The organism is Stenotrophomonas sp. YJH_SMC_123 (assembly GCF_059368215.1).
This window is the reverse complement of record NZ_JCAFRM010000003.1, coordinates 75925-96321: the sequence shown is the minus strand read 5'-3', so window position 1 is coordinate 96321 and position 20397 is coordinate 75925. Positions and strand designations below refer to the sequence as shown.

The 20397-nt window shown below is 68.4% G+C and carries 18 protein-coding genes; 7 read left to right on the top strand and 11 right to left on the bottom strand.

Features of this window, described 5'->3' with window-relative positions; all coding sequences use genetic code 11:
* Nucleotides 1-69: 69 nt before the first annotated feature.
* Nucleotides 70-2247, bottom strand: a complete 2178-nt coding sequence (locus AC5P5W_RS08535; protein WP_197575222.1) for a primosomal protein N' — start codon at nt 2245-2247, stop codon at nt 70-72.
* A gap of 412 nt (nt 2248-2659) precedes the next feature.
* Between AC5P5W_RS08535 and AC5P5W_RS08530 the strand changes: the two genes are divergently transcribed.
* The 4 genes from AC5P5W_RS08530 (at nt 2660) to sppA (ending at nt 7847) form a co-directional block, all read left to right on the top strand.
* On the top strand, nt 2660-3664 hold the full coding sequence (locus AC5P5W_RS08530) for a hypothetical protein (RefSeq protein ID WP_180835836.1): 1005 nt from the start codon (nt 2660-2662) through the stop codon (nt 3662-3664).
* Complete coding sequence (locus tag AC5P5W_RS08525; RefSeq protein WP_134809344.1) at nt 3657-4238, top strand: DUF3106 domain-containing protein; 582 nt, start codon at nt 3657-3659, stop codon at nt 4236-4238. The genes AC5P5W_RS08530 and AC5P5W_RS08525 overlap by 8 nt, the downstream gene beginning before the upstream one ends.
* A 206-nt stretch (nt 4239-4444) precedes the next feature.
* Complete coding sequence (locus tag AC5P5W_RS08520) at nt 4445-5809, top strand: MATE family efflux transporter (protein ID WP_046432753.1); 1365 nt, start codon at nt 4445-4447, stop codon at nt 5807-5809.
* Between the two features lie 115 nt (nt 5810-5924).
* Complete coding sequence (sppA, locus tag AC5P5W_RS08515; RefSeq protein WP_032958263.1) at nt 5925-7847, top strand: signal peptide peptidase SppA; 1923 nt, start codon at nt 5925-5927, stop codon at nt 7845-7847.
* Between the two features lie 98 nt (nt 7848-7945).
* Here sppA and AC5P5W_RS08510 read toward each other — a convergent pair whose 3' ends face one another.
* Nucleotides 7946-8158 carry a hypothetical protein gene (locus AC5P5W_RS08510; RefSeq protein ID WP_126411411.1) on the bottom strand — a complete coding sequence of 71 codons (213 nt, stop codon included), beginning with the start codon at nt 8156-8158 and terminating at the stop codon, nt 7946-7948.
* A 111-nt stretch (nt 8159-8269) separates the two neighbouring features.
* Between AC5P5W_RS08510 and AC5P5W_RS08505 the strand changes: the two genes are divergently transcribed.
* Nucleotides 8270-9046, top strand: coding sequence for an SDR family oxidoreductase (locus AC5P5W_RS08505; protein WP_014038643.1), 777 nt, complete (start codon nt 8270-8272; stop codon nt 9044-9046).
* A 94-nt stretch (nt 9047-9140) separates the two neighbouring features.
* Here AC5P5W_RS08505 and AC5P5W_RS08500 read toward each other — a convergent pair whose 3' ends face one another.
* The 9 genes from AC5P5W_RS08500 to AC5P5W_RS08460 all read right to left on the bottom strand — a co-directional run bounded on the left by AC5P5W_RS08500 (nt 9141) and on the right by AC5P5W_RS08460 (nt 18714).
* Nucleotides 9141-9854 carry a hypothetical protein gene (locus tag AC5P5W_RS08500; protein WP_049439342.1) on the bottom strand — a complete coding sequence of 238 codons (714 nt, stop codon included), beginning with the start codon at nt 9852-9854 and terminating at the stop codon, nt 9141-9143.
* A gap of 34 nt (nt 9855-9888) precedes the next feature.
* Entirely contained in the window at nt 9889-10578 is a 690-nt protein-coding gene (locus AC5P5W_RS08495) for a DUF4124 domain-containing protein (RefSeq protein WP_197574291.1), read from the bottom strand.
* A 43-nt stretch (nt 10579-10621) separates the two neighbouring features.
* Nucleotides 10622-11212 (bottom strand): L-threonylcarbamoyladenylate synthase type 1 TsaC, encoded by a 591-nt coding sequence (gene tsaC / locus AC5P5W_RS08490; protein WP_080053022.1) that lies wholly within the window; start codon nt 11210-11212, stop codon nt 10622-10624.
* A 128-nt stretch (nt 11213-11340) separates the two neighbouring features.
* Nucleotides 11341-13833, bottom strand: a complete 2493-nt coding sequence (locus tag AC5P5W_RS08485; RefSeq protein ID WP_014648569.1) for a DNA topoisomerase I — start codon at nt 13831-13833, stop codon at nt 11341-11343.
* Between the two features lie 193 nt (nt 13834-14026).
* Entirely contained in the window at nt 14027-14956 is a 930-nt protein-coding gene (locus tag AC5P5W_RS08480) for an RDD family protein (protein WP_014648568.1), read from the bottom strand.
* Nucleotides 14957-15005: 49 nt separating this feature from the next.
* Nucleotides 15006-15770 (bottom strand): pilin, encoded by a 765-nt coding sequence (locus AC5P5W_RS08475; RefSeq protein WP_197574292.1) that lies wholly within the window; start codon nt 15768-15770, stop codon nt 15006-15008.
* 39 nt (nt 15771-15809) lie between these two features.
* On the bottom strand, nt 15810-16283 hold the full coding sequence (locus AC5P5W_RS08470) for a DUF494 family protein (protein WP_005419622.1): 474 nt from the start codon (nt 16281-16283) through the stop codon (nt 15810-15812).
* Nucleotides 16284-16326: 43 nt separating this feature from the next.
* On the bottom strand, nt 16327-17454 hold the full coding sequence (gene dprA, locus AC5P5W_RS08465) for a DNA-processing protein DprA (RefSeq protein ID WP_014648566.1): 1128 nt from the start codon (nt 17452-17454) through the stop codon (nt 16327-16329).
* Between the two features lie 129 nt (nt 17455-17583).
* Complete coding sequence (locus tag AC5P5W_RS08460) at nt 17584-18714, bottom strand: LysM peptidoglycan-binding domain-containing protein (protein WP_197574293.1); 1131 nt, start codon at nt 18712-18714, stop codon at nt 17584-17586.
* A 126-nt stretch (nt 18715-18840) separates the two neighbouring features.
* Between AC5P5W_RS08460 and def the strand changes: the two genes are divergently transcribed.
* Nucleotides 18841-19353 carry a peptide deformylase gene (gene def / locus AC5P5W_RS08455; RefSeq protein ID WP_014648564.1) on the top strand — a complete coding sequence of 171 codons (513 nt, stop codon included), beginning with the start codon at nt 18841-18843 and terminating at the stop codon, nt 19351-19353.
* A 120-nt stretch (nt 19354-19473) separates the two neighbouring features.
* Complete coding sequence (fmt, locus tag AC5P5W_RS08450; RefSeq protein ID WP_126411406.1) at nt 19474-20397, top strand: methionyl-tRNA formyltransferase; 924 nt, start codon at nt 19474-19476, stop codon at nt 20395-20397.

Sequence of the window (20397 nt, the reverse complement as noted above, 5' to 3'; positions counted from 1 at the left end):
TTCTGCGAAAAGGGATCCGACCCCAGGGCATCGGGGTCGGATCCCACTCGACGGGTGGGCTCTGACCCCTCAATAAAGATCCGTTGGATCCACATCCAGCGACCAGCGCACCTTGCGTGCTTCCGGCAGCGCGTACAGCTGCGGAACCAGTTGCGAAAGCACGCCATGCAGCGGCGGCCGCTGCACCGCAGACAGCAGCAGCTGCGTGCGCTGGTAACCGGCCCGCCGCGGCATCGGCGCCGGCATCGGCCCGTAGGCCTCGACCACGTTCTGTTCGCCCAGCAGGTGCCGGGCCGCCAGCAGGAATGCATTGGCATGCTCCACCTGCTGCGCTTCGGCGCGCATCAGCGCCAGATGCGCGAAGGGCGGGAATCCGGCCGCCTGGCGCTGGTTCAACTCGGCTTGCGCGAACGGATGGTAGCCACCGCTCACCAGGGTTTCCAGCAGCGGGTGCCCGGGGTGATGGGTCTGCAGCCAGACCTCGCCCGGGTCGCGCGCACGTCCCGCGCGACCGGCCACCTGGATCAGCTGCTGCGCCAGTTTTTCGCTGGCGCGGAAGTCGGCTGAGAACAGGCCCTCATCGATACCCACCACCACCACCAGGGTCAGCTTGGGCAGGTCGTGGCCCTTGGCCAGGATCTGCGTGCCGACCAGGATGCCGGGCTGGTCGCCCAGTTTCGCCAGCTGCTGTTCCAGCGCGTCGCGCCGTGAGGTGGTGCCGCGGTCGATGCGCACCACCGGGAAGTCGGCGAAGGCCGCAGTGAGATGTTCTTCCAGGCGTTCGGTACCGATGCCCTGCGGTTGCAGCGCCAGGCTGCCGCAGGCCGGACATGCCAGCGGCGCCGGTTGCCGCGCGCCGCAGTGGTGGCACTGCAGGCGACGACCGCCACCATGCACGGTCATCGGCGCATCGCAGCGCTGGCATGGCGCGGTCCAGCCGCAGTCGTGGCACAGCAGCACCGGTGCGTAGCCGCGGCGGTTCTTGAACACCAGCACCTGCTGGCCACGCTGCAGATGCTCCCCGATGCCGGCCAGCACATCGGCCGAGAGGCCGTCATGCAGCGGGCGCTTGCGTACATCGAGGATGCGCACGCGCGGTGGCCGCGCATCGCCGGCGCGCTGTTTCAGGCGCAGGTGGGTGTAACGCCCGGCGTAGGCGTTGTGCAGGGTTTCCAGCGAGGGCGTGGCACTGCCCAGCAACACCGGAACGCCCAGCGACTTGGCCCGGACCAGGGCGAAATCGCGCGCGTGGTAACGGATGCCGTCCTGCTGCTTGTAGCTGCCGTCGTGTTCCTCGTCGACGATCAGCAGGCCGGCCTGGGGCAGCGGCGTGAACACCGCTGAGCGGGTGCCGACGATGACGCGCGCTTCGCCGCGTGAGGCCGCTGCCCAGACGCGCGCGCGCTCGTTGTCGTTCAACCCCGAGTGCAGCGCATGCACGGCGATGCCGAGGCGGCCACGGAAGCGTGCCAGGGTCTGCGGGGTCAGGCCGATTTCCGGCACCAGCACCAGCGCCTGCCTGCCCTGCGCCAGGCAATGGATGATCGCCTGCAGGTAGACCTCGGTCTTGCCGCTGCCGGTCACGCCATCCAGCAGGAACGGCCGGAAGCCGTCGGCGGCATTGATCGCGGCCACCGCCTCGGCCTGGTCCGGGTTGAGCGTGGGACCGGGCAGTGGCTGCGCGTGTTGGGGGGCCACGCTCAGCGCAACCCGCTCGGCCAGCCCGCGCTTGGCCAGGCTGCGCGCGGCGGTGCGCCAGTCCTGCATGCGTTCGCCCAGCACGTCCTCATCCACGATGGCTTCGGCCAGCAGCTCGGCCAGTTGCCGTGGACGGCTGCCGGCGCGCAGCTTTTCACGCTGGGCGTGGCCTTCGGTGGTCAGCTGCCAACCCCAGTGGTGGGTGTCGGGCAGGACCTCGCCATGGCGCAGCGGGCCGGGCAGGGCGGTGCTCAGCACCTCGCCCAGTGGCGCATGGGTGTAGCGCGCCAGCCATTGCAGGCTCTGCCACAGTTCCCCCTGCAGCAGCGGCTGCGGGTCGCACCAGGCCAAGGCCTGGCGCAGTCCCTGGCCGTCGTCGGTCTGGCCGTGCCCCACCACCACACCGACCAGCTCCCGGTTGCCGAACGGCACCTTCAGGCGGCAGCCGACCGCGACCGCCGGTGCATCGCCCTCCGGCGACAGGTAGTCGAACAGGCGGGGCAGGGGGACAGGCAGTGCGACCTGCAGGGTCGGAATCGGTGAAAGCATCGGGCCAGTGTAACGGGCCATGCGCGCGCGAACGGCAGCAGCGGGAGCGGCGGGGCGGCGCCCGTTGAATCATAAATGTCACCTAAATATCGGTGTCCATTGGAGATTCAGTCTTATCCACATGTTCTGTGGATAACGTTGTGCGTTAACGGCCATCGGAAACGTAGAAGGCCGATGGCGACGGCCTCACGCTTGGGTTGGTCAAAAAATCGCCACACGACAAAAGACAATAAAATCAATATCTTAAGTGTGAAACAATGCTGAAACAGAGTGAATTCAGCCCGAAGCCACAGTTTTCGCCGGAGGGGGCGTGGTGCTGTGCACAACCTGCAGCACGAAGTGCCTGTGGGCGCAAGTCCTACGGGCGTCGATGGCCTGCCGCTATCATGCCGGCAGACCTTTGGAGTGACCGATGACGGCTGTGCCCGCCCCTGTTTCCTCGACCGCGGCCGGCGCGCTGTCGGCGTTCCTGCGTGGCGTCGAGCGCCGTGCCCTGGTGGTCGCTGAACTGCAGTGCGGCGATGCCGCGCGTGCCGAGCAGACCCTGGTGGCGGTGATGCGCGCCTTTGCCGCAGTGGCCAGCGACCTGCCGATGGCGCAGTGGCCGACCCGCTTCTGGACCCTTCTGGGCCAGCGCCAGGCGCTGCGCGAGCCGGTGGGCGGGCAGTGGCTGCCGCCGTTGGCCGTGCTGGGCGCGATGCCGCCGCTGCCGCGCCTTGCGCTGCTGCTGCGGGTGGGGGGCAGCCTGGACGAGGGCATCGCCATGCGCGTGCTCGACCAGGACGAGGCCGGCTACCAGCACCTGCTGGCCGACGCCTGCCCGCGTGATGCCCACGGCCAGCCGGATGCCTCGGCCTGGCGCCAGTTGGCCGAACAGGTGCAGGCGCGTATCCGTGAGTTGCCGGCCGCGCGCCTGCAGCAGCTGCAACAACCCGCCGCCGCGACCGCCCACAATGAAGCCCCGACCCCGAGCTGGCGCGCACCGCAGCGCGATGAGCGGGCGGCCGCCAATGGCAAGCGCCGTCGCACGAACGCCAAGCCACGTTGGCGCGGTCCGCTGATCCTGCTGGCGACCGTGGCGGTACTGTTGGCCGCAGCGCTGGGCTGGCGCCACTGGCAGGGGCATTCCTTCGGCAGTGATGCACCGCTGCCGGAGGGGGTGGTGGGCGAAGCCGGTCCGGTTACGGTGGAAGCCCTGCCACCCAGCAAGGTCAACGCCACGCCGGATGCGACCACGGCCCAGGCCACGGACGACGCAGCGATGCTGGCCGATCGTGACTACCCGCTGGTTGCCGATGCCGACCTGTACGCGTGGACTGCCGCGGGCGGCCCGCTGCCGGTGGATGAATCGCAATCCAGGCCGAGCCGGCCGGAGCCGGCCAGTGCCACGCTGGAAACCGCTGCTGCCGATGAATAAGTCCGTGTTCGCCAGCCTGCTGCTGGCCCTGCCGTTGTCGCTGTCTGCCGCGCCGCAATCGTTGAACGTGCCGTTGCCGCCACCGACGTCGCCGACCACGCCGGTGGCTTCGCCAGCACCGTCGACGGCAGCACCCTCTGGCTTCGCCCAGCTCGATGCGCAGCAGCAGCGCCAGCGCCGCGCCGACTACGCCGCCTGGCGGGCGCTGCCGGAAGGAGAGCGCGAGCGCATCCGCCAGGCGGCTGCGCGATTCAATGCGCTGCCTGCGGACCAGCAGCAGCGCCTGCGCCAACAGTTCCGCGACCAGGACCAGGCGTTCCGCGACGGGTGGCGGCTGGGCCCGCAACTGGGCCTGGAATTCCCCAAGCTGCATGGCTTGTTCGGCTTCGTGCCGCCGGAACAGCGCGAGACCGCGCTGGCCGTACTGCGCCAGCTCAGCCCGGCGCAGCTGGCCCAGCTGACTCTGGTCGCGCAGCGAACGCCACCGCAGGAACGCGACGCAGTGCGCAGCGCCTTCCTCGCCGTGCCCGCCGCCGAGCGCGACAGCTGGCTCAAGCGCCAGGCCGGCCAGTAAAAAAGGGGACGGAGGGGATTAAGTCGCATCCGGCACTAGCGGGCCTGAAACGACTTAATCCCCTCCGTCCCCTTTTTGTGTGGGGCGGCTGAAACCCAGCATTCACGCCATGTCATGGGAATGCACGCGCCGCCCGCGTAAGATGGGCGCCCGCAACCCGGTGCCTGTGCCCTTCGCGCGCAACCGCAGTTCGCTTCAAGCACCTTATGTCTACTGCAACCTCCACGCCGCGCTTCAGCAAGGAAGTCGGCGCCACCGGTCTGCTCGCCCTGCCGCTTGTGCTGGGCCATGTGTCCACCGGTCTGATCTCCTTCGTCGACAACGTGATTGCCGGCCACCACGCCACGGCCACACTGGCCGCCGTCACCATCGGTACGGCGCTGCTGTGGCTGCCGATGCTGATTCCGATCGGCACCCTGATCTCGCTCACCGCCTCGGTGTCGCAGCTGCATGGCGCCGGCCGCGAGCGCGAGATCGGCCCGCTGTTCCGCCAGGCACTGTGGCTGGCCTTGGGGCTGGGCCTGATCATGTTCACCTTCCTCACCGTGGTGCCGCCGCTGCTGCCGTCGTTCGGCATCGCGCCGGACATCGTGCCGGGGGCGACCGCGTTCCTGCATGCGGTGCGCTGGGGCGGACCTGCGCTGACCCTGTACTTCTGCATGCGCTATCTCAGTGAAGGCATGCACTGGACGCTGCCGACGATGCTGCTCGGCTTCGGTGGCCTGCTGGTGCTGGCACCGATGGGCTATGTGCTGGCCAACGGCAAGCTCGGCTTCCCGGAAATGGGCGCCGAAGGCCTGGGCATCGCCTCGGCGGTGATGATGTGGCTGCAGGCGATCGCCTTCGCCACCTACCTGTGGTTCACCAGGCGCTTCGCCCATCTGCAGCTGTTCTCGCATTTCGAAGGGCCGCGCTGGAAGGCGATCTGGGACTTGCTGCGCACCGGCCTGCCGATCGGCATCACCGTGCTGATGGAGGGCGGCCTGTTCATCGTCACCGCGCTGCTGATCGGCCGCCTTGGTGCCAACGAAGCCGCTGCGCACCAGATCGCGATCAATGTCGCGCAGCTGTGCTTCATGATCCCGATGGGCGTGGCCGAGGCCACCACCGTGCGCGTCGGCCATGCGGTCGGCCGTGGTGACGGCTTCGGCGTGCGGCGTGCGGCCTGGGCCGGTTACGCGATCATCATGGGCACGCAGACGTTGTCGGCGGCGGTGCTGCTGTTCGGCCACGATGCCATCGTCGGTGTGTACACCAACGACCTGGCGGTGGCCGGCCTGGCCTCGACCCTGCTGCTGTACGCGGCCACCTTCCAGTTCCCGGACGGCATCCAGGTGCTGTCGGCCGGCGCGCTGCGCGGCCTGAAGGACACCCGCGTGCCGATGTTCATCGCCATGTTCGCGTACTGGGGCCTGGGCATGCCGCTCGGCGCCGGGCTCGGCCTGGGGCTGGGCATGGGCCCGCAGGGCATGTGGATCGGCCTGATCGTCGGCTTGACCGCCGCTGCCATCCTGATGGGCTGGCGCCTGCGCCGCAGCAGCCAGCGCATCGGGCAATCCGCGCTGTCCTGATCTTCCCGCCCGCCACGTTCACCCGTGACGGGCGATCCCCTGACTTGTGTCCGATGCTGCATCACGCGGCACCGGCTATGCTGGTACCACGGCAAGAAGCCATCCGGAGCGTTCCATGAATCAACCCGTGCCCCCGCTGCCCCCGGCGCGTCGCAACCCCGTCGCCAGTTTCTTCATCGGGCTGTGGGACGTCATGAACTTCACCCGCCGGTTGATCCTCAACCTGGTGTTCTTCGGCCTGCTGTTCCTGCTGCTGGTGATGTTCGTCATCGCCGCCGGCATGGGTGCCGGTGCCAGCAAGTCGCTGCAGGACCGCACGACGCTCGTGATCGCGCCGGAAGGCCGCTTGGTCGAGCAGTTCAGCGCCGACCCGGTCAGCCGCGCGCTGGCCAAGGCGGTGGGTGACAACGGCGCCGAGGAGATCCAGCTGCGCGATCTGCTGCGGGTGATCGAGTCGGCCAAGGAAGACAAGAAGATCGAGCGCGTGGTGCTGGAGCTGGACAAGCTGCAGCCGTCCGGTTTCGCCTCGCTGCGTGAGGTGGCCGCCGCGCTGCAGGACCTGCGCGCCTCCGGCAAGCAGCTGGTGGCCTACAGCGAGAGCATGGGCCAGTCGCAGTACCTGCTGGCCGCGCAGGCCGACGAGGTCTACCTGGACCCGATGGGTTCGGTCGTGCTCGAAGGCCTCGGCCGCTACCGCCAGTACTTCCGCACCGGCCTGCAGGACAAGCTGGGCGTGGACGTGCACCTGTTCAAGGTGGGCGAGTACAAGTCCGCGGCCGAGCCGTACGTGCTCGACGCGGCGTCGCCGGCCTCCAAGGAAGCCGACCTGTTCTGGATGAACGACGTGTGGCAGCGCTACCTGGGCGACATCGCCAAGGCCCGCCGCCTGGATCCGGCACAGCTGGCCGCCGGCATCGACACCCTGCCGGAAGGCATCGCTGCCGCCGGTGGTGACCTGGCCAAGTTCGCCCTGCAGCAGAAGCTGGTGACCGCGCTGAAGACCCGCGAGGAATTCGAGGATCTGATGATCGAGCGCGGCGTGGCCGACGAGGATGCCGACGGTGGTTTCCGCAACGTTGACTTCGGCCGCTACCTGGCCCTACTCGACGCGCGCCGCAACCCGGTGGACTCGCGTCCGCAGGTGGCCGTGGTGGTGGCCGCCGGCGAAATCAGTGGCGGTGACCTGCCGGCCGGCCGCATCGGTGGCGAGTCGACGTCGGCGCTGCTGCGTGCCGCGCGCGACGACGACAACGTGAAGTCGGTGGTGCTGCGGGTGGATTCGCCGGGCGGTGAAGTGTTCGCCTCCGAGCAGATCCGTCGTGAAGTGGTAGCCCTGCAGGCCGCTGGCAAGCCGGTCGTGGTGTCGATGGGTGATCTGGCCGCTTCCGGTGGCTACTGGATCAGCATGAACGCCGATCGCATCTATGCCGATCCGTCGACCATCACCGGTTCGATCGGCATCTTCGGCATGGTGCCGAACTTCAGCCGCGCGCTGGACAAGATCGGCGTGCACACCGACGGTGTCGGCACCACCCGCTTCGCCGGCGCCTTCGATGTCACCCGCCCGATGGACCCGGCCGTCGGCCAGGTCATCCAGACGGTGATCAACAAGGGCTACGCGGACTTCACCGGCCGTGTCGCCGACGCCCGCAAGAAGCCGGTCGAGGCCGTGGACGAGGTCGCCCGTGGCCGCGTGTGGAGCGGTGCACAGGCCAAGGAACGCGGCCTGGTCGACGCCTTCGGTGGCCTGAAGGACGCGGTGGCCGATGCGGCCAGCCGCGCCAAGCTGGGCAAGGCCGATGCCTATCGCGTGCGCTACATCGAGAAGGCAGCCACGCCGTTCGCACAGTTCGTCAGCGGTTTCGCCGGCAGCCGCGCCGGTGCCTGGATGCTGTCCGATTCGGGGATGGCGCGGATGATGCTGGCACGCACGATGCCGGAAGTGGACACTCAGTTGCGCTTCGTCGAGAACGCGGCCCGCGAGAAGGGCAATGGCGCTCCGGTGAAGGCGCTGGCGTACTGCTTCTGCGGATTCTGATCGGCAACGGTACCGAATGAAAACGCCCGGCTCTGGCCGGGCGTTTTCGTTCATGGGGTCGGATTCCTTGGCAGCACAAAGGTCTCTGACCCCACAGGTCATTGCGTCGCGTCGGCTTCGGCCTTGCGCTCACGCGCAGCGGCATCATCGACGGTTTTCTGCACGTCCTTGGCGCGGTCCAGCGGGTCGTTGATCGCACGCGACATCGCTCGTGGCACCGGTGGCTTCTCCGGGTTCGGCGTGGGCGGCCGCTGGCAGGCCGCCAGCAGCAGGCTGGCCAGCAGCGACGTGGACTGGATCAGGATGCGCATGGCGGCTCTCCGCGGTGGGCGTATGGCAAGTGTCGCATCCCCGGCCGAGCGCTGCCGTGAGCGCGTATCCTTGCGGCATCGAAACACAGCGGGCGCGGCCCCGGAGGACTCATGACCCAGCAACGGTGGCGCCTGGACGGCCAGACGGCCCTGATCACGGGTGCCAGCGCCGGTATTGGCCTGGCCATTGCGCACGAACTGGCTGGCCTCGGCGCCGACCTGATGATCGTCGGCCGCGACATCGACATGCTGGAAACGGCGCGCGACGAACTGCTGGATGTCTATCCGCAGCACCAGGTGCACGCGCTGGCGGCCGATGTCTCCGATGACGAGGACCGTCGGCAGATCCTGGACTGGGTGGAAGATCACAGCGATGGCCTGCACATCCTGGTCAACAATGCCGGTGGCAACGTCACCAAGGCGGCCACGGAATATTCCGAGGACGAATGGCGCAAGATCTTCGAGACCAACCTGTTCTCGGCCTTCGAGCTGTCGCGCTACGCGCATCCGCTGCTGGCCCGGCACGCGTCGTCGTCGATCGTCAATGTCGGCAGCGTGTCCGGGCTGACCCATGTGCGCAGTGGCGTGGTCTATGGCATGACCAAGGCGGCGATGCACCAGATGACCCGCAACCTGGCCGTCGAGTGGGCGGAGGATGGCATCCGGGTCAACGCGGTGGCGCCCTGGTACATCCGCACGCGGCGCACGTCCGGTCCGTTGTCGGACCCGGACTACTACGAGGAAGTGATCAACCGCACGCCGATGCGCCGCATCGGCGAGCCGGAGGAAGTGGCCGCAGCCGTTGGCTTCCTGTGCCTGCCGGCGGCCAGCTATGTCACCGGCGAATGCATCGCGGTGGATGGCGGCTTCCTGCGCTACGGGTTCTGATCTTCCAAAAGGTAGTGCCGGCCGCTGGCCGGCAACTGGAATCATTTGAAGATCCTGCGATTGCCGGCCAGCGGCCGGCACTACCGGGTGGCCGTCACCCTGGTACCGGGCAGTTGCTGGCCTCCAGCACGCCCTGCAGCCGTTCGCGTTCCGCACGGGCATTGTCGCGGTTTTCCGGCGAGGCGAACCGCTCACGGCCACGTGCGTCGCGGAAGCGTTGCTGCCAGCTGCTGCAGCGCTGCGCGTCCGGCAGTTCCTCGCAGCGGTCGCGCACCACTTCGCAGCCGGCGGCATTGACCGGCGTGGCGCCGCCCAGTCCCTGCACGGTCATCAGTTCGCAGCGCCCGGGGGCGGCTTCGTATTCGTGCAGGTAGCCACCGCCCTGGCTGTCGGTGCACTGGAAGATCGGTGGCAGCGGCGGCTTCGGCGGCGCATTGCTGTCCGGCGCGGCATCGGCCTGGCGTGGCAGCGATGCACTGTCGAGTATCAGATCGCCGCCTTCGCGTTCGACCATGCCAGCTTCCATGATCGTGCGTCCTTCGCCGGGGCGACGAGGCGCGGGTGCGGGAACGGACGGCGCAGTGGCCGCGGCCGGTCCGGGCGCGGCCGGCACGGGTGCCGCTGACGCCGGCGCCGGCGGAGCACTGGCCGGCACCCTCACCACCTGCTGCTTGCTGCCGGCAGGGCAGGGCGTGCGTTGCAGGGTGGGCACATCGCTGCTGCTGGAGGTACAACGGTAGATCACCCCGTCGTCGGCCAACGCGTTGCCGGCGAACAGGCCCAGGGCCAGCCAGATCAGGTTCTTCATGCGCACAGCGTACATGCCCCGGCAGGCATCGCGCTCAGCGTTCGCAGTCCCGCGACAGGCGCGCGTCGATGCCGCGCTGTTCATTGCTGATGGCGGTGCGCTCACTCTGCAGCGCGCTGTTGTAACGGCGGTCCAGTTCCCAGCGGCGGTCACGCAGGCGCGCACAGACGTCCTGCGGCGGCAGCGCATGGCAGCTGTCACGGACCAGCACGCTGCCGGCCGGCACCTGCACGCCGACGCCCACCGCAGGCGGCCGGTAGCCTGTGCCTTCACCGATCGGCGCACCGACCGGCGTGCCGAAGCCCGGGCGTGGACCGGGATGGACCGCGCCGTGGTGCCCGTGCGGGAGCCACACGCTGGTCCACAACGGGACCCAGCGCGGATTGCCCTCGTTGCTGTCGCTGGTGTAGCGGCGACCGTCGTCGCTCACGCACTCGTACAACGGTTGTGGCGGCTGGATGTAGACGTGGCGGACTTCGCGATCGCGCATCACCGGAACCTCGCTGGGCACCGCGGGAGGGGCGTCGCTGCGCACCACCCGGGGTGCCGGATCGCGCGGGCGCTGCAGGTCACGCACCTCCTGCCGGCCGCTGCTGCAGGGCCTGTCCTGCAGGGCCACGGCGCCATTGCTGGCGACGCAGCGGTAGACGCGCACGTCCTCGGCGGCCGATGCGGTCCATGGCAGCAGCAGGCACAGGCCCAGGGCGGTGCGCAGCAGGTTCATGGCGGCAGGGTGCGTGATTGTGCGTGGCAGTGCAATCGTCCGCTCAGGAGCGCAGCACGTTGCCGCTGAGCGCGTCGCGGATCGGGGTGGGCTGGGCCAGGCCGCCGGTTTCGCCATCGAGGATGCCATCGAGCAGGCGCAGCAGGCGTGGATCCAGCTCGGCACGGCTGCGTGCCGGTGGTTCACCGGCCAGGTTGGCGCTGGTGGAGACGAGGGGCCCCCCCCAGGCGCGGCACAGGGCGGCGACCAGCGGGTGCGCGCTGATGCGCACGGCGATGCCGCTGTGCTCGCCGGTAATCCAGGGCTGGGCGCGCGGACCGGCCGGCAGGATCCAGGTGTTGGCACCCGGCCAGCTGGCCAGCACCGCGCGCTGGCGGGCATCGGGCAACGCCTGCAGGCGCACCCAGCCCTCCAGCTGCGACAACTCGGCGGCGACCAGGATCATGCCCTTCTCGATCGGGCGCTGCTTCAGCCGCAGCACCATGTGCACCGCCGCCTCATGCGAGGGATCACAGCCCAGGCCCCAGACCGCTTCGGTCGGATAGGCGATCACGCCGCCGGCGCGGAGCGTGGCGACAGCAGAGTCCAGGGTGAGTTCTTTCATGGCGGCGACCGGCCCGACGTGGGCCCCCATTATCCCCCTGCGGCGTGCAGAAGGGGTGGACCCTGGCCCGGTAGTGCCGGCCGCTGGCCGGCATCGGGTGCTTCTGGATGTTGCCGGCCAGCGGCCGGCACTACCCCTTATCCACGCATGGCGTGAATCTACTTCGCGGCTTTCTTGACGGCCTTCTTCGCCGGTGCCTTCTTTGCAGCGGCCTTCTTTACCACGGCCTTCTTCGCCGCCTTCTTGGCAGGCGCTTTCTTGGCTGCGGCCTTCTTCGGCGCCGCTTCCTTCTTCACCGCCGCCTTCTTGGCCGGTGCCTTCTTCGCGGCAGCCTTCTTGGCGCCGAAGCCCTTGCGCACGGGCTTGCCGGTTTCTTCCATCAGCTGCTGCACTTCGGCCAGGGTCAGCGATGCCGGCTCGCGATCCTTGGGGATCTTGCCGTTCATCCTGCCGTCGCTGATGTACGGGCCGAAGCGGCCGTTCAGCACTTGGATGTCGCTGCCCTCGAACTCCTTGATGATCCGGTTGCGCGCGATCTCTTCCTTCTCTTCGATCAGGAACACGGCGCGGGCCAGGTCGATGGTGTACGGGTCGTCTTCCTTCTTCAGCGAGGCATAGGTGCTGCCGCGCTTGGCGAACGGGCCGAAGCGGCCGATGCCGACGCTGACCGGCTCGCCGTTGTCCTCGCCCAGCGCGCGTGGCATCAGGAACAGTTCCAGCGCGTCTTCCAAGGATATGGTGTGCATCGACTGGCCGGGGCGCAGCGAGGCGAATTTCGGCTTCTCCTCGGCGTCCTCGGCGGTGCTGCCGATGGCGGCGTAAGGCCCGAAGCGGCCGAGGCGCACGCTGACCGGCTTGCCGGTCTTCGGGTCGGTGCCGAGCTCGCGCGCGCCACTGGCCTCGGCGCGGTCCACCGATTCCTTCTTGTCTTCCACCAGCTCCTTGAACGGCTCCCAGAAGCGGGCCATCAGCGGGATCCACTCTTCTTCGCCACGCGAGACGGCGTCGAGCTCGTCTTCGAGCTTGGCGGTGAAGTCGTAGTCCACGTACTGGGTGAAGTGGCTGGACAGGAACTTGGACACCGCGCGGCCGACGTCGGACGGGCGGAAGCTGCGGCCTTCCATTTCCACGTACTTGCGGAACAGCAGGGTCTGGATGATCGAGGCGTAGGTCGACGGACGGCCGATGCCGTACTCTTCCAGCGCCTTCACCAGCGCCGCTTCGGTGTAGCGCGGCGGCGGCTGGGTGAAATGCTGCTCGGCCTGGATGCGTTCCAGCGGCACGCGGTCGCCCGGCTTCATCGCCGGCAGCTTGCGGCCTTCGTCCTCGTCTTCGGCGCTCTTGTTGTCCTTGCCTTCCTCGTACACGGCCAGGAAGCCGGGCACCACCACGGTGGTACCGCTGGCACGGAACACGTGCTCGCTGCCAGCCGACAGGTCGACGCTGACCGTGTTGAGCGTGGCCGGAATCATCTGGCAGGCGACGGCGCGCTTCCAGATCAGTTCGTACAGGCGGCGCTCGTCGTCGGTCAGGAAGCGGGCGACCTGCGACGGAGTGCGCAGGGCCGAGGTCGGGCGCACCGCCTCGTGCGCTTCCTGGGCGTTCTTGGACTTGGTCTGGTAGGTGTTCGGCTGGTCGGGCAGCGAGGCGATGCCGTAATCACGGGCGATCACGTCGCGGATTTCGGCCAGCGCGTCCTGCGACAGGTTCACCGAGTCGGTACGCATGTACGAGATGAGGCCGACGGTGCCTTCGTCACCGATCGCCACGCCTTCATACAGCTTCTGCGCCACCTGCATGGTCTTGCGGGTGGTGAAACCGAGCTTGCGCGAGGCTTCCTGCTGCAGGGTGGAGGTGGTGAACGGCGGCGCCGGGCGGCGCTTGCGCTCCTTGCTGGCCACGTCGGTGACATGCAGCGAGCCCTGCGCGGCCTGCTGGATGCGCAGGCGGGCGGCTTCGGCGGTGTCGCCGTCGGTGATGGTGAACTGCTCGAATTTCTGCCCGTCCAGCTTGACCAGCTTGGCGTTGAAGTGCTGCGACGGGTGTGCGCACTCGGCGGCGATCGACCAGTACTCGCGGGCGATGAAGGCTTCGATCTCTTCCTCGCGCTCGACGATCATGCGCAGCGCCGGGCTCTGCACGCGGCCGGCGGACAGGCCGCGCTGGACCTTGCGCCACAGCACCGGCGACAGGTTGAAGCCGACCAGGTAGTCCAGCGCGCGGCGCGCCTGCTGGGCATCGACCAGGTCGCTGGCGATCGCGCGCGGCTGGCTGATCGCTTCCTTGATGGCGCGCGGGGTGATCTCGGTGAACACCACGCGCTGCATCGGCTTGTCCTTGACCAGCCCGCGTTCCTTCAGGATCTCGGCGATATGCCAGCTGATCGCTTCACCTTCGCGATCCGGGTCGGTCGCCAGCAGGATGTCGTCGGCGCCCTTGGCGGCCTTGGCGATCGCGTCGACATGTTTTTCGTTCTTGTCGATCACGTCGTAGTGCATGGCGAACCCGTTGTCCGGGTCGACCGCGCCTTCCTTCGGAATCAGGTCACGCACATGCCCATACGAGGCCAGGACGGTGTAGTCCTTGCCGAGGTATTTGTTGATCGTCTTGGCCTTGGCCGGCGATTCGACGATGAGCAGGTGCTTGGGCATGGCAGCAGTGTCTGTGGGGCGAGCCGCAGGGGAGGGGCCGCTAGGGTGGAGCAAACGGCCGCATTAGTGAAGCGGCCACGGACAAATCAATACGCTGAACGCCCGGTAGTGTGCCGGGCGTTCAGGTTTCACCTTATTAGAGGAATCACGCCCGGCCAGCCCCTGTCAAGCAGCCAGACGTGAGGATGGCCGTTCATGAGGCCATCTTGGCGATGAAGCCGACCGCGGCCACCAGCAGCACCAGGCCCGCCAGCACCAGCAGGCCGGTGAGCACCAGGATCACGATGGTGACCGTGCCCAGCTCATGGCGCTGCAGGTGCGGCTGGTCGGTGTAGGCCCAGCGGTCGACCACCAGGGTGTCGCAGATCATGTCGTGCAGGCCCTGCTTGCGCTCGGTGAAGGCGGCCATCAGGAAGCCGATGCCGAGGGTGAAGCTGCTCAGCAGCATGGCCCAGTAGCGGCCGAAGGCGCGGCCCTTGGTCAGGCGATCGCCGTTGCTGCGCACGACCTTGATGCCGACCGCCATCTTGCCCAGCGTGGCGCCACCCTGCGAGGAATGGAACCAGGTGTAGTAGGCAACGCCGATGGCCATGTTGATCAGCGCGCTGGCCACCTGCGCGACGATTTCGATGGAGGTCTCGCCGCTGCCCACCGCGCCCATGCTGGCGCCAAGCACCACGCCGATGATGGCGCCGATGATGCCGCCCGGAATGGCCAGCACGAAGTAGTCGATCATGTACGCCGCTACGCGCTTCCAGAAGCCTGCGTAGACCACCTCGCCGCCGATCACCGGCTGCGGGCCACCGGCACCGGAAGCGGCCGGGGCGCTGTAGGGCGAGCTGCTGAGCGCGCCCGTGCCAGGCAGCGGTGCAGTGCCGTTGTCGATGGCGGCGTAGTCGCCGCGCAGGTCGAAGCCGCCGCTGGCGGTGGCCGTGCTGGCATCGGCCAGTGTCTGCAGGCCGAGCTCATCGACCACCTGGCGCAGTGCAGCCCACTGGGCCATGCCTTCGCGCCAGACCAGGGTGTCCAGGTTCAGTTCGCCCCGCTGGAAGCGCTGGCGGATTTCCTGGACCGGCAGCGGGCCCTGGCGTTGCTGTCCTTCGGCGTAGTACCACTCGGTCATTGCATGTTCCCTGTTGGATCGTCCTTGGAGGTGCTGCCGTGCACGTGGCTCAGCCGCGGCACGACGGCGGCAGGTACTTGTCGTCGCTTTCACCGCTGCATTCCCAGCGGCCGCTGTCGCGATCATATTCCAGCCACAGCAGGTCGCCATCGAGGCTCTTGCCGGGCACGGCCAGCGTTGCTTCGATGCCGCAGTGGCCGTTGTTGAAGCGGCCGATGTTCACCGCCGACAGGCCGGCCTGGGTGAAATCACCCGGCGCCGGGAAGCCGGCATCGTTGGCACCGGGGCAGCGGCCTTCGTCGTCGGCGAAGTGCTGCACCTGCTGTTTCAGCGGCTGCAGGGCATTGACCGCGGTGGCAACCTTGGCACGCACGGTGTAGTCGTTGTAGGCAGGCAGGGCGATCGCCGCGAGGATGGCCATGACCGGCACCAGCACCAGCAGCAGGCCGCCGCCGATGATCGCGGTCAGGGCGCAGCCGGAGAGCTTCTTTTTCTGCGGCGGCAGCACCCCGGCCGGGGTCTGCGTGGCATAGGGCGTGGACGGTGGCAGCACCGGTGGTTGCGGCGGCGGCGGCGCAACCGGTTCCGGTTCGGGCTCCGGCTCGGGTTCCACGGCCGGCGCGGCGACGTCCAGCGCCGGCACGATCAGGCCCAGCTCATCGACCACGCTGCGCAACGGCTGCCATTGCGGCAGGCCGTCGCGCCAGACCAGGGTGTCCAGGGAGATCTGGTTGTTGCGGAACAACTCGACCAACTGTTCCGCCGGCAGCGGGCCTTGCTGCCGGTTGCCTTCTGCGTGGAACCACTCGCTCACGGGGACGCTCCTGAATGCGCTATGCCCCCAAGTGTACGGTCAGTGCAGGGGTTCTGGCTCGTCCATGAACATCTGCGTCTCCATCCAGGCGTAGGCCGCTTCGGAGCCGGGCTGGTTGAACAGCACCATCAGCACGACCCACTTCAGGTCGTCCAGGTCCAGTTCGTCCTGGTCCAGGGCCATCGCCCGGTCCAGCACCAGCTCGCGCTGGTCGGCGTCGAGGATGCCGTGCTGTTCCAGGTACAGCAGGAAGCCGCGGCATTCCACGTCCAGCTTGTCCAGCTCGGGGCCGTGGTAGATGCGCACGGGGCCATCGACCCGCGCCTGGGCCACGCTCGGCCGCTGCGCGGCCAGGGCATCGAGCCAGTCGAACGCCTTGTTGATCTCGGTGGGGCTGAAACCGGCCTGGATCAGGCCGTTCTGGAGCGAATCGCGGTCACGGATCAGGTCCGCATCTTCGCTGAAATAGTGTTCAAACAGGTACAGCAGTACATCCAGGATGCTCTCTTTCATTGCCCCTCGGCCTGCGTCGCGCGACGCTGTGGAGGTGAAGAAACTAGGGAGTTCGACAGTAGCGGCCGTGTACGCACACCACGATTCCCGCCAGTTCCATGGCCAGCAGCATGGAGGACACCTGTGACGCCGTCAATCCACAACGCGTGATCAGTGAATCCATACCGCTTGGGTTGTGGTCCAGCGCCCGCCACAAGCACTGGTAGTCAGGGTCGTCGGCCCAGCGCGCCGGCAGGAGCGCCGGCGGTGCCTGTTCAGTGGGGGTGGCCAACCGCGATTGCAAGCCCGGCAGCTGCTGGCGAAGGGCGGGGGCGAGCAGTTCCAGGACCTCCTCGGGGCGCTCGACCAGCGCCGCGCCCTCGCGGATCAGGCGATGGCAGCCGGTCGCGCGCGGGTTGAGCACCGACCCGGGCAGGGCACAGACCTCGCGGCCTGCCTCGGCGGCCAGGCGCGCGGTGATCAGCGCGCCCGAGCGCTGCGCGGCCTCGACTACCACGGTGGCCAGCGCCAGTCCGGCCACCAGCCGGTTGCGCGCAGGGAAGTGGCTGGGACGGGCAGCCGTGCCCGGCAGGTACTCGCTGAGCACCACGCCTTCGGCGGCGATCCGCGCCTGCAGCCGCGCGTGGCTGTCCGGATAGGCCCGGTCGGGGCCGGTGCCGATCACTGCCATGGTGCAGCCGCCGGCCTCCAGCGCAGCCTGGTGCGCGGCCGCATCGATGCCTGCGGCCAGGCCGCTGGTCACCGCCAGGCCGGCCTCGACGAAGCAGCCGGCAAAACGCGCGGCCAGTGCACGCCCGCCCGGGGTGGGCGAGCGGCTGCCGACCAGCGCCACCGAAGGGCGCCAGGCCAGGCAGGGATCACCGGCCACGAATAGCGCCAGCGGCGGGTTGGGTACCTCCAGCAGTGATGGCGGAAAGGCCGGATCGGTACACGGCAGCAGGTGATGGTTGTCCTGTTCCAGCCAGCGCCGGGCGGATGTCCAGGCCCGGGTATCGGGGCGTTCCAGGGCGGCGCACTGCTCCGGCGTGCAACCGTGCGCACGCCAGGTCGCAGTGCCTTGCGCGATGGCGGTTTCCGCATCGCCCGCGGCCTGCAGCAGGGCCCGTCGGGACGCCAGTGCGCCTCCCGCCATCAACAGGCGCAGCAGCGCCTCGTATGCATGTGTGGTCATCCCCCACTATCGGCCGCACACAACAAAGGCGCCCTAGGGCGCCTTCGCATGTGGCTGTCAGGTTTTGCCGGAGGTGCCTGCCGGCCCGCGGCCGGCACTCCAGTGGTGGCCGGGGCAGTCCGGCAACCGTTACTTCGCGTCCGGGTGCAGCGCGTTGTAACCCACCTGCACCGGCTTCACGCCCTGCATCACCAGCGCGTAGCTGACGTTGTCGAAGGTGCGGAACACCATCGCATGCGCGGCATATTCATCCGGCAGCGAGACCCGGCCTGCGCCGGTGCTGAGCGAGTCGTCCATGCGCGAGGAGGTCGGGTACTTCATGCGGTGCGCTACATGGCGGCCCGGGCGCCACAGCGAGAACACGGTGCCGTTGTCCACGCCCTGGGCACGGCCGGCCGAAATCGCGATCACGTCGCGTGGGCCACCGGCGGTGAACATGTCGGTGACCGCCAGCACGCGCACGTCCACGCCCTCGACACCCGCAGCGGGTACGTGGGGCACGAACTGCAGGTCGTACGGCCGGGCTTCGACCGGCACCAGGCGGTCGCCGGCGCGCACTTCGCGGCCGCCGACGTTCTTGTCCAGCACCAGCGTGGAGGCCTCGACCTTGCCGCCGGCGATCTGGGTGATGGTGCCCGTGGCGACCTGGGCCAGTTCGTAGCCGAGCACGCCACGACGTGCGTTGGGTGCGTTGTAGGCCTTCCACAGGTTGCCGCTGCCCGGGGTGACGTCGCCATTGGCGGTCAGGTCCTCGGTCGGCTTGGGCTGGGCGTAACGCACGGTCGGGCGTACCACGGCCCAGCGCTGGCCCACCTGGGCATCCGCCAGGCGCACGTAGACGGTGTCGCCACCGGACACGCGCAGGCGGCTGTCCTCCAGGCCGACGACGTAGGGCAGCTGCTTGACGCTGTCGACAACGCTCAGCTGCTTCAGGAACGGCTCGACCTGGACCAGCGGAATGGCGTCGATCGGGGCCTCCTGGCGCGGACCGGCCTGGGACACGGTCACCCGGTCCAGGTAGGCCAGGCTCAGCACGTCACCTGGATAGATCAGGTGCGGGTTGGCGATCTGCGGATTGGCTTGCCAGATCTCCGGCCACAGCCAAGGCTTCTGCAGGAAACGTGCGGCGATATCCCACAACGTATCCCCTTTTCGGACCACATAGGTGTCCGGGTGCCCGCCATTCACTTCCACGGCGGTAGCATAGGCAGCCACGGTCAGCATCGCCGCGGCGACGACCGTACGAAAACGAAGCAACATAGGTGTGAAGCCCTGATTCCCCAACAGGTCCACGCACTATAGTCCAGAAACCGGGGCGCAAGGCAAGCGTTGGAGCTAGAATCTGCGACGTATGCCGGCGTGCCGGCCCCCTACCCGGAAACAGCCATGGCCCTTCTCCCCATTCTCGAGTTCCCCGATCCGCGCCTGCGTACCAAGGCTGCGTTGATCGACGCCGCCGAAGTCACCACGCCGGCCTTCCAGGAACTGATCGACAACATGTTCCTGACCATGTACGACGCCCCGGGCATCGGCCTGGCCGCCACCCAGGTGGACGTGCACAAGCGCTTCATGGTCATCGATGTCAGCGAAGAGAAGAATGAACCGCATGTGTTCATCAACCCGGAAATCGTCGCCAAGGACGGGGGCCGGGTGTACCAGGAGGGCTGCCTGTCGGTCCCGGGCATCTTCGCCGACGTGACCCGCGCTGACACCATTACCGTGAAGTACCTGGACCGCAACGGCCAGGAGCAGCAGCTGGAGGCCGGTGAAGTGCTGGCCACCTGCATCCAGCACGAGATGGACCACCTGGACGGCAAGCTGTTCATCGACTATCTGTCGCCGCTCAAGCGCGAGATGGTCCGCAAGAAGCTGGCCAAGCAGCGCAAGCACGTGGCGTGATCGCCAATCCGGGCCGCCCTCCGGGTGGCCCGTGCCTGCGCGACGCGCGCGGGCTGTACGGCGCCGGCCGACGGCGCCGTTTTCTTTCCTGCACGAATCCATCCTGCAAGTGGGGTAGCCATGAGGATTGTCTTTGCCGGTACGCCGGAATTCGCGGTGTCGTCGCTGCGCGCCGCGGCGCGCCACCACGAGGTCGTGGCCGTCTATACCCAGCCTGATCGCCCGGCCGGGCGCGGCCGTGGCCTGGCACCGTCGCCGGTCAAGCTCGAAGCCGTGGCCCGTGGCATTCCGGTCTACCAGCCCGAATCGCTGAAGGATGAAGCTGCCCAGCGGCAGCTGCGCGACCTGCAGCCGGACCTGATGGTGGTGGTCGCCTACGGCCTGATCCTGCCCAGGGCGGTACTGGCGATCCCGACCCACGGCTGCTGGAACGTGCATGCCTCGCTGCTGCCGCGCTGGCGCGGTGCCGCGCCGATCCAGCGCGCGATCCAGGCCGGTGACGCAAAGACCGGCGTGTGCCTGATGCAGATGGAAGCCGGCCTGGATACCGGCCCGGTGCTGCTGCACCAGGAGCTGCCGATCGCGGCCACCGATACCGGCGGCCAGCTGCATGACAAGCTGGCCGAACTGGGCGCACAGGTGCTGTCCGACGGCCTGGGCCTGCTGCGTGCCGGCATCAAGCCGATCGCGCGGCCGCAGCCCGAGCAGGGCGTGACCTACGCGCACAAGCTGGACAAGGCCGAAGCCCGCCTGGACTGGGCGCAGGACGCCGATGCACTGGCCCGCACCGTGCGCGCCTTCAATCCGTGGCCGATCGCCGAGGCCACGCTGGCCGGCGAGCGCGTGCGCATCCACGGCGCGATCGCTCTTGACCTGGCCCACGGCCAGGCGCCGGGGGCGGTGCTGGCGGCCAGCCGCGATGGTATCGACATCGCCTGCGGCCAGGGCGCGCTGCGGCTGCGCACGCTGCAGCGCGAAGGCGGCAAGGCGATCACCGCCGCCGACTACCTCAATGCCCGCCGCGACCTGCACGTGGGGGCATAA

Excerpts from the sequence above, each read along its gene's own strand:
- AC5P5W_RS08535 (WP_197575222.1), bottom strand. The coding sequence starts at position 2,247 with ATGCTTTCACCGATTCCGACCCTGCAGGTCGCACTGCCTGTCCCCCTG.
- AC5P5W_RS08530 (WP_180835836.1), top strand. The coding sequence starts at position 2,660 with ATGACGGCTGTGCCCGCCCCTGTTTCCTCGACCGCGGCCGGCGCGCTG.
- AC5P5W_RS08525 (WP_134809344.1), top strand. The coding sequence starts at position 3,657 with ATGAATAAGTCCGTGTTCGCCAGCCTGCTGCTGGCCCTGCCGTTGTCG.
- AC5P5W_RS08520 (WP_046432753.1), top strand. The coding sequence starts at position 4,445 with ATGTCTACTGCAACCTCCACGCCGCGCTTCAGCAAGGAAGTCGGCGCC.
- sppA (WP_032958263.1), top strand. The coding sequence starts at position 5,925 with ATGAATCAACCCGTGCCCCCGCTGCCCCCGGCGCGTCGCAACCCCGTC.
- AC5P5W_RS08510 (WP_126411411.1), bottom strand. The coding sequence starts at position 8,158 with ATGCGCATCCTGATCCAGTCCACGTCGCTGCTGGCCAGCCTGCTGCTG.
- AC5P5W_RS08505 (WP_014038643.1), top strand. The coding sequence starts at position 8,270 with ATGACCCAGCAACGGTGGCGCCTGGACGGCCAGACGGCCCTGATCACG.
- AC5P5W_RS08500 (WP_049439342.1), bottom strand. The coding sequence starts at position 9,854 with ATGAAGAACCTGATCTGGCTGGCCCTGGGCCTGTTCGCCGGCAACGCG.
- AC5P5W_RS08495 (WP_197574291.1), bottom strand. The coding sequence starts at position 10,578 with ATGAACCTGCTGCGCACCGCCCTGGGCCTGTGCCTGCTGCTGCCATGG.
- tsaC (WP_080053022.1), bottom strand. The coding sequence starts at position 11,212 with ATGGGGGCCCACGTCGGGCCGGTCGCCGCCATGAAAGAACTCACCCTG.
- AC5P5W_RS08485 (WP_014648569.1), bottom strand. The coding sequence starts at position 13,833 with ATGCCCAAGCACCTGCTCATCGTCGAATCGCCGGCCAAGGCCAAGACG.
- AC5P5W_RS08480 (WP_014648568.1), bottom strand. The coding sequence starts at position 14,956 with ATGACCGAGTGGTACTACGCCGAAGGACAGCAACGCCAGGGCCCGCTG.
- AC5P5W_RS08470 (WP_005419622.1), bottom strand. The coding sequence starts at position 16,283 with ATGAAAGAGAGCATCCTGGATGTACTGCTGTACCTGTTTGAACACTAT.
- dprA (WP_014648566.1), bottom strand. The coding sequence starts at position 17,454 with ATGACCACACATGCATACGAGGCGCTGCTGCGCCTGTTGATGGCGGGA.
- AC5P5W_RS08460 (WP_197574293.1), bottom strand. The coding sequence starts at position 18,714 with ATGTTGCTTCGTTTTCGTACGGTCGTCGCCGCGGCGATGCTGACCGTG.
- def (WP_014648564.1), top strand. The coding sequence starts at position 18,841 with ATGGCCCTTCTCCCCATTCTCGAGTTCCCCGATCCGCGCCTGCGTACC.
- fmt (WP_126411406.1), top strand. The coding sequence starts at position 19,474 with ATGAGGATTGTCTTTGCCGGTACGCCGGAATTCGCGGTGTCGTCGCTG.